Annotated in this window: 6 protein-coding genes; 3 read left to right on the top strand and 3 right to left on the bottom strand. The window is 67.4% G+C overall.

From position 1 onward, the window contains the following. Positions 1-237: 237 nt before the first annotated feature. Positions 238-1,593 carry a globin-coupled sensor protein gene (locus Q7A36_RS36825; RefSeq protein WP_305108777.1) on the bottom strand — a complete coding sequence of 452 codons (1,356 nt, stop codon included), beginning with the start codon at positions 1,591-1,593 and terminating at the stop codon, positions 238-240. Between the two features lie 513 nt (positions 1,594-2,106). Here Q7A36_RS36825 and Q7A36_RS36820 point away from each other — a divergent pair. Together Q7A36_RS36820 and Q7A36_RS36815 are read left to right on the top strand one after the other, a co-directional pair. Then, positions 2,107-2,664, top strand: coding sequence for a PAS domain-containing protein (locus Q7A36_RS36820; RefSeq protein ID WP_305108776.1), 558 nt, complete (start codon positions 2,107-2,109; stop codon positions 2,662-2,664). A 79-nt stretch (positions 2,665-2,743) separates the two neighbouring features. After that, on the top strand, positions 2,744-3,940 hold the full coding sequence (locus Q7A36_RS36815; RefSeq protein WP_305108775.1) for a methyl-accepting chemotaxis protein: 1,197 nt from the start codon (positions 2,744-2,746) through the stop codon (positions 3,938-3,940). A 119-nt stretch (positions 3,941-4,059) separates the two neighbouring features. Here the strand turns inward: Q7A36_RS36815 and Q7A36_RS36810 are convergent, their stop codons facing one another. Continuing rightward, positions 4,060-6,765, bottom strand: coding sequence for a histidine kinase dimerization/phosphoacceptor domain -containing protein (locus Q7A36_RS36810; protein WP_305108774.1), 2,706 nt, complete (start codon positions 6,763-6,765; stop codon positions 4,060-4,062). Between the two features lie 184 nt (positions 6,766-6,949). Here Q7A36_RS36810 and Q7A36_RS36805 point away from each other — a divergent pair, with 184 nt between their 5' ends. Further along, complete coding sequence (locus Q7A36_RS36805) at positions 6,950-7,390, top strand: response regulator (protein WP_305108773.1); 441 nt, start codon at positions 6,950-6,952, stop codon at positions 7,388-7,390. 241 nt (positions 7,391-7,631) lie between these two features. Here Q7A36_RS36805 and Q7A36_RS36800 read toward each other — a convergent pair. Next, positions 7,632-8,159: EAL domain-containing protein (locus Q7A36_RS36800; protein WP_305108772.1), on the bottom strand; the 528-nt coding region annotated here is incomplete at its 5' end.

Genomic DNA, 8,159 nt, shown 5'->3' with positions numbered 1-8,159 from the left:
GCGTCGCCTCCATAGGCCGTAAGTTCCGCACCCCCTGCGGGCAATCATCGGCTTGGGCGGCTTGCTCCTTGCCGGCGAACCCCAAGGCAGCGGCGGGAGTATCTCAAAATCATGCGCGACAGCGCCCACGCCCTGCTCGGTCAGAACGACGTCATCCACGGCGATGTCGCTGGGGTCGGTCGGGATTGGCCTCCGCCCGGATCTCCCTCGCCCTCGGATCCGCCGGCCTGAGGTGCCTCAGGCGGCAGTTCGCAGCTGCCTGAGGAAGCCCTCGACGGCACCGTCGAGAGCGGTGGACTGGGTGGCCAGGCCGGCCGAGGCACCGGCGAGCTGGCTCGCCACACCCGTCGCCTCGGCCGCGGTCTGGCGGATGCCGCCCATCAGCCCGTCGACACGCTCGTTGCCCGCCGCGGCCTGCTGCGCACTGCGGGCGATCTCAGCGGTAGCCGCACCCTGCTCCTGTACCGCAGCGGCGATGCCGGAGGCGATCTCGTTCATCCCGCCGATGGTCCCGGTGATACCCTGGATCGCCTGCACTGCTTGTTGCGTCGCGGCCTGGATTGCCCCGACCTGGGCGGCAATCTCGTCGGTGGCCTGGGCGGTCTGGGTGGCCAGGCTCTTCACCTCCGAGGCCACCACCGCGAAGCCCTTGCCCGCCTCGCCGGCCCGTGCCGCCTCGATCGTGGCGTTGAGCGCGAGCAGGTTGGTCTGCCCGGCGATGCTGCTGATCAGCCGCACGACCTCGCCGATCCGCCCGGCACCCTCGGCCAGCTCGCGTACCACCGCATCGGTCCGCTGCGCATCAGCTGCCGCGCGCTGGGCGGTGTCAGCGGACTGGGTCACCCGCCGCGTGATCTCGGCCACCGAGGCCGACAGCTCCTCGGCCGCCGCCGCCACCATCTGTACGCCCGCGTTCGCCTCGCCGCTCGCCGCCGCCGCCGCCGCCGAGCCCGCGGAGGTGCGACCCGCCGCCGCGCTCATTGCCGCCGCTGTCCCCTCTAACTCGCGCGCCGAGCCTGCCACGCCCTCGACAACGCCGCGCACCTCGGCCTCGAAGGCGGCCGCAAGCTTGCCCAGCACGCGCCTGCGACTCTCGCGCTCGGCGGTGGCGTAGGTCTCGAGCAGCACCTCCAGGTCGAGCCAGGCGACCCGGTTGACCGCGGCGCGCAGGGCAGCGCGCGAGGCGTCCTTGCCACGACCCAGGAGGCGGGTCCCGGTGTGGTCGGAGCCGAGCTCGCGGAGGATGGCCTGGCTGACCGTGGCATGGCAGAGGGCGAAGGCGTAGGCGGGCACGCCGTGTGCGTAGAGGGCCTCGGCGAGGCGCTTTGCCGACTCCAGGAAGCCCTCACCGAGCTGGCCCGCAGCGACGCGGCACCAGTGGGAGACGCGCGCCCGGTGTACTTCGGGGTCCATCAGCGCGGCCTGGATCTCGGGCCAGCCGGCAAAGGCACCGTGGAGCTCCTCGATCAGGCGCGGTAGCCGGGTTTCGGTGAAGCCGGCCTGCGCGCGCAGCAATGCCAAGTCCGCCTCCGTGAGGTGGAAGGCGGTCAGCCGCTTGCGCTGCTCCGCGTCGAAGGCGGCCAAGCTGGACATGAGGTCGGTCTCCGCGAGGGCTTGGAGTACCCGCTGCGCAGCAGGGGTAGGAGCAGCCATCTAACTTGAAACCAAAGCGATTTGCATGATAATTCTACCTTTAATTGAATAAATTTGGACAGCATTGAGGCTGCCCGATGCCTCGGGAGCGACCCTCCTCCGTGTTCGCCGGGGCCGAGGTGTTCCAGGTAGGCCCTGCGCCCGCACAACACCCGATCCCCACCTACCCGAAGAGGTGGTCGGCTTGGTGCTGACGTTTATCGCTGGTGGAGCAGCGGCCCCAGACATGGTCAGAATGGGGGCTTAGCTGCAGGCGAGCTGGCCGGCGGTGGCTGTAGCTGGGGTATGATTTTCGCATAACCTGAAAGCTGGCAGGCCGAGCACTGGTCGTACCAACCTCTTCGGCGCGTTGGAGGCAACGTCACCCGATGCACACGGTTTCAAGGAGACTCGCGACTTAGCGAGTTTTCGTTGTTAATTTTTCGCAGTGGGCTAGAGTGCAGCGACGGGGCCATGACTGCCGCCGCAACCCTCGCCGAAAAGCTGCACATGTCCAGGACCAGCATCACCCCGAGCGGCCGCGAGAGCCCGTTCGGCGAGGACGAGATCATCGTCACCAAGACCGACCTCCAGGGCCGCCTCACTTACGCCAACGACGTCTTCCTGCGCGTCTCCAAGTACCGCGCCCGCGACGTGCTCGGGCGCCCGCACAGCCTTGTCCGCCACCCCGAAATGCCCCGCTGCGTCTTCGAACTGCTATGGCAGACCCTGCGCGACGGCGGTGAGTTCTTCGGCTACGTCGTCAATCTCGCCTCCGACGGGGACCACTACTGGGTCTTCGCCCACGCCACGCCGAGCCGCGACGCCCACGGCAACGTGGTCGGCTACCACTCCAGCCGCCGCCCAGACCCCGCCCAGATCGCGCGCATCAAGCCCGTCTATGACCGCCTGCTCCGCGCCGAGGCGGCCGCGCCCGACCGCAAGACTGGCCAGCGCCGCGGCGCCGACGAACTGCACGGCTTCCTTCGAGACAGCGGGACCGACTATGAGCGCTTCGTCTTCTCTCTTTAACCCCGTCCTCTGGCTCGCAGGTGCGGCCGTCCTCAGCGCCGCCCAGGCCACCGGCTCCGTCCTCTCAGGCGAGCCGATCATGGCGCTGGCCGGGCTGGCCGCCACGGCGCTGTGCGGCGCGGCGCTGGTCGCGCTGCGCCGGCGCGAGGCCGCGGCGGCGCGCGTGGCCGCGGTCTGCGAGGCTGTAGCCCGGGGCGACCTGGAGGCGCGCGTGCTCGCTGAGCCGGTGCCCGGGGCCGTCGGCGTGGCGCAGCGGTCGGTGAACCGGCTGCTGGATCTGGTCGACGCCTTCACGCGCGAGGCCGGCGGCGCGATGCGGGCGGCCAGCGAGGGGCGCTACCACCGCAAGGTGCTGCTGCGCGGGCTGCCGGGTGCGTTCCGTAATGCCGCGCAGGACATCAATACCGGGGCAGCGGCGATGGAGGCGCGGGCGCTGGAGTTCCACACCTTCGCCGTCGCGTTCGAGCGCGGGGTGGGCGAGGTGGTGGCGCATGTCTCCGGTGCCGCGACGGCCATGCGGGGCAGTGCGGAGGCCATGGTACGCACCGCCGGCGAGACCAATCGGCGGGCTGAGGCGTCCGCGGCGGCGACGCGGCAGGTGTCGGCCGGGGCGCAAACGGTTGCCGCAGCGACCGAGCAGCTGTCGGCCTCGGTGGCTGAAATCGGGCGGCAGGCGACGAACGCGACGCGGGTCGCCGGACGCGCTGTCGAGGAAGCCGGGCGCGCGAGCGGGGGCGTGGCGGGGCTGGCGGCAGCGGCGCAGGAGGTCGGTAAGGTGGTGGACCTGATCGCGCAGGTGGCTCAGCAGACCAACCTGCTGGCGCTGAACGCGACGATCGAGGCGGCGCGGGCGGGCGAGCAGGGCAAGGGCTTCACGGTGGTGGCCGCGGAGGTAAAGCAGCTGGCCGAACAGACGGCGCGCGCGACGGCAGAAGTGGGCCAGCAGGTCGAGGCGATGCGGCAGGCCTCGGCGGCGGCGGTGGGCGCAATCGAGCTGATCGGGACGACAATCCAGGAAGTGAACGAGGCAGCCGGCGCGATCGCGGCGGCGGTGGAAGAGCAGCGGGCGGCGACGGCGGAGATCGCGCGCACAGTGCAACACTCGGCCGAGGGCAGCCGCGCAGTGGACGAGAACATGGGGTACGTGCGCGCAGCGGCGGGAGAGACGGGCGGCTCGGCGGGCGGCGTGCTGGACGCGGCGATCGACCTGGCCGGGCAGTCCGATCGGCTCTCTGCCGAGGTGGCCGCCTTCATGTCGAAAGCCAAGGCGGCCTGACGCTGGGTCAGTGCGCGCTAAGGAGGGGAGTGTCGAATGCCCGCATGGCACCGCCAAGTTGAGGGCAACTTGGCGGGCGGGTCCCGGCCTGGTGGCAAGCGGCGCCACTGCAAATCAGTCTAGGCCTGCACCTTGAAACAGGTCCCAGGCCTGCGGGCGTCCTCGACCTGCATCTCGGCGCCAATCCGATCGAGCATGGCCCGGATCACCCGCATGCCTAGCCCGCCCCCGCTCCGTTGCGGCCGACTGGCCCAGTCGGGCGACAACCCTCTTCCGAAGTCGCATACCCGCAGCACGATCCCACCCGTGGGCCGAGCATTCACGCTCACCTCCACCCGGCCCGGCTCGCCCGGTGCATAGGCATACTTCAGAGCGTTGGTGACGAGTTCGGTCGCCACGAGCGACAAGGCCACGGCTGTCTGGCTAGAGACCATCAGGCCCGGCTCAGCGCTGATGTCGAGCCGCTGCTCTGCGCCTGTCATGCTTGCGGCGAGATCCTCACAAAGTCGGCGCAAGGTTTCTCCCAAATCTACGCTTTCCACGTCGTCTGATTGCTGCAAACTGTCATGTACCCGGGCCACACTCATGACCCGCGCGTAGGTGTCCTGGAAGGCCGCCTTCGCCTGCGGATCCATTACCCCGCGCGACTGCATCAGCATGACCCCCGCCACGATCTGCAGCGAGTTTTTGACCCTGTGATCGACCTCGCGCGCCAGTACCTCCTTCTGGTCCAGAGCCCGGGTCAGCTCGTGCTGCTTGACCGTCAATTCCGCAATGCGCCTGCCCTGGCGCAGGATGACGCCTGCAATGACACTCGCCAGCGCCGCAGCGGTTCCGACCTGCCACGCTGCCCAGGGCTCGGCATAGCCGCGGCGCTCCTCGACCCACCGCTCAAATGAACGTCGCGGCAGCACGGTACGCGTCGCAGTATCGGCCAGCACCGGCTTGGTCGGGTCACCCCCCCACACCACAGTCGAAGCTGTCTCCGGGCGAAACCAGAGCAACAGGTGGTCTCGTCCCGCCCCAGCCTTGTCCTCGTCGATGAACACGGCGAGCAACCCGCTCGCCTCTACCTGCCAAGCCTCCGCCGGGGCATAGTGGCCGGACAGCCGGTCGGTGGCAAAAACCTGCTGTCCTGCTGGCAGATCGCGGCGCAACCATTCGAACATGGCGAGGAGGGCAGTGAGCGGCGGGGTAACACCCACTGTCTCGACCAGACCGTGGCCAACCACTGCTGCCCCGTTCGCAGCGAAGACGTCACGGAGGGTCGTGCCGTCCTGTTGATTGCCGGCCGTCAGCGCCGTGACAAAGTCATCCGATGCAGCCATCCGTGCCAGGAGTGTGTTCCGCGCCCTCAACGAGGCCTGCTGGTCATGCCACAGGCGCATGCTCTCGAGCTCGTGGACACGCAACGCGAAGGCGTCAGTGACGATGCTGGCGAGTGCCCGGGTGTCCGGCGTCACGTAGTGTGGCTTCCGGTGATGACCGATGAGAAGACCCCAGAGCCGACCTTCGACCAAAATCGAGAGCGACATCGAGCCGTTCACACCGAGGTTGCGCTGGTACTCCAGGTGCACCGGTGACAGGGCGCGAGACTGAGCAAAGCTGAGGTCGACAGCTTCATTGGCTTTCTGCGACGTCGTGACAACCGCCGCAGGTACGGCATCACGGTCCACCACGAAACGGGCCGGTGCACGGGCGTAGAGAGCTCGGGCTTGCGCCGGGATGTCGGAGGCGGGGAAGCGCAGCCCTAGGAGCGAATGCTCCCAATCCGGCACCTTGGCCTCCGCCACCGCTTCGCCATTCCAATCGGCGTCGAAGCGGTACACGAGAACCCGCTCAAAGCCTGTGATGATCTGCACCTCGTGCGCAGCGGTTGTGGCCGTGTCCGCGAGGGTATCCGCCGTGCGCAAGCGAGCGACGGCATCCTGCACCTGCATTGCGGTTGCACCGCGGAAATCCTCGGGGCGCTCGGGAAGCCGCTCCAGTTCCAGCACGAGCCTGCCGTCATGCAGGTGAACCAAAACAAGGAACGAAACCGCGCCAGTGCCCTGCTTCATAATCATCCGAAGCGGCCGTGCCGGGTCGGCGAGGGTGCCATGGGCGAGCGAACCCCGTATGGCTGTCACAATGTTATCCGGGAGGAACTCGGCAAGGGAACGTCCGATGATGCCGGCCGGTGAGCCCTCTCTCAAAGTTTCCGAAACATTGTCGCTGCATGCCCGCACCACAAGGTTCGGCGTGGTCGGATCGCAGGCCAACATCATGGCGTGGGGCTGCACGGCGCCGGCGAGGTGGATTGGTTCGCGCTCGCATGAAGATGGATCAACCGGCTCTGCCTTGACCCGTCGGGTAACGGCATCACTAGCCGCGTCCTCTGCTAGCCGGTGCCGGCTGGGCGCGAGCGTCCCGAGTGCACGGACCGCAATCCAATAACGGTCCGGCTCGCGGGCGCGCCGCAGGCGCACCTCGACGCGCACCGGCCTGGGCTCGAAGCCAAAGGTGAAGTTGAAGCGCTCATCCAGCGTGCCGCGGCGGACACCCTCGAGAAAGCGGCCGTGGAAGGCGGGCAGATCCGTGCAGGGAGCGACGTCGTGGAAGAAATCACGTCCAACCACCGCATCGACCGCGCGACCTGAGAAGCGGCTCTCGGCGGCGCTGTAGAGCACCACCTTGCCCGCGCCATCGAGCTGGATCACGCCGAACGGTAGCACGTCGATCGCAGCAGGGCTCAGATCATCAAGTTGTTCCAGCGCAGCTTGCCAGTTGAAACTCTGATTCGTCTGGCCCTGATCAGGGATGCCCTCATCCTCGCTCACCATCATCCCACCCCTGCTGCCCCGGCACAGCCGCCATCACAACACCGCGACACGTTCAACTGAACTGCATGCTGCAAGTCTGACAACGATATTCACCTCTGCCTATCATCTCTGGCCAGTTGCAATTTCCGAGGCGTGCCCATCTGACAAACGCCGGAGCTACGGGAGATCGCCGATTGGGCCCTGATCCGTGACCATACTCATCGTCGAGGACGAGCCGCTGCTGCTTATGATGCTGCTCGAGGAGTTCGAGGCAGCAGGTCTGGAGGTCTCGGGCGCGAGCACGGCGGAGGCGGCGCTGGTTTTGCTCAACAGCGCGGGTCGAGTGAAGCCGTCCGTGGTAGTGACTGACCTGAACCTCGGCCTTGGCATGGTTGGCGTGGCGCTTGCCGCGGAGATGCGACGTCAGCTTCCAAGGGTGACCGTCATCTATGCCACCGGCAATGCGTCATGGCTCGCGGGACAATCAGGCGCCTTCCGGCCAGGGGACAAGCTGTTCGGCAAGCCATACGATCTCTCTGGTCTGGTCGCCGCTGTGCACGAGGCGCTCGCGTGCCAGCTCAGCCCGTCAAACACGGAAGGTCGCCAGGAGCGCCTGCGCTTCGGCAGCGATGGCGAGGAGGAACGTTGACCATCACACGATCATCGGTTGTGGCGCCCTGCTATCATCAGTACGATTTGTCGTCATTTGGCGCTGCGTGAGCAGGCCCAGCGGTTCCTGTCATCCTACACCATGCTCTACGGCCACTTCCGTCTGTGTCGGCATGAGACGTGCGTCCAAATGGCAGCATGACGCTCAGGACCTGACTGCCGCACGACGCGCACGCCTTATAGCCCAGCAAGTTGTAACTGGATGCTGGCCGGATAGGCGCTCAACCGACGGACAGCAGCGCGGCCGCTTGTGATTGGTATCGGCTTCGCATCTCATTCAGGCCGCAAGGCCTGCCAAATAGGAATCCCTGGGCTTCGCCGCACCCTTCGGACAACACCCGCGCCAGCTGGGCCTCCGTCTCGATCCCTTCCGCGGTGGTGATGGCGCCGAGCGCTTGGCCGAGATGGATTATGGAGTGGACGATTGCAGCCGAAGCCGAGTCCGTTGGCAGCTCCCGGATGAAAGAGCGGTCGATCTTGATTTTGTCAAAGGGGAATTCACGGAGATAGTTGAGCGAGGCGTAGCCCGTGCCAAAGTCGTCCAGGCTGATCGAAACGCCGAGTTCGCGCAGGCGCTTGAGGCTCGCCGCCGTCTCGGCGCCGCTGTTCAGCAGCATGGTCTCAGCGATCTCCAGCTCCAACCGCTCGCCCGGCAGCCCGCTCTCCGCGAGGGCTGCCCGCACGGTACCAAGGATGTCGCCGCTCTTCAGCTGGGCCGCGGACAGGTTGACCGAGATGCGCCACTGGGG

Origin of the sequence: Paracraurococcus lichenis (assembly GCF_030657435.1) — a bacterium.
Lineage (GTDB): Bacteria > Pseudomonadota > Alphaproteobacteria > Acetobacterales > Acetobacteraceae > Paracraurococcus > Paracraurococcus lichenis.
Note: the sequence above shows the minus strand (reverse complement) of the source record. Positions and strands in the feature narration are given on the sequence as shown.

Coding starts and splice junctions, on each gene's coding strand:
- Q7A36_RS36825 (WP_305108777.1), bottom strand. CDS start 1,593: ATGTCCAGCTTGGCCGCCTTCGACGCGGAGCAGCGCAAGCGGCTGACC.
- Q7A36_RS36820 (WP_305108776.1), top strand. CDS start 2,107: ATGACTGCCGCCGCAACCCTCGCCGAAAAGCTGCACATGTCCAGGACC.
- Q7A36_RS36815 (WP_305108775.1), top strand. CDS start 2,744: ATGGCGCTGGCCGGGCTGGCCGCCACGGCGCTGTGCGGCGCGGCGCTG.
- Q7A36_RS36810 (WP_305108774.1), bottom strand. CDS start 6,765: ATGATGGTGAGCGAGGATGAGGGCATCCCTGATCAGGGCCAGACGAAT.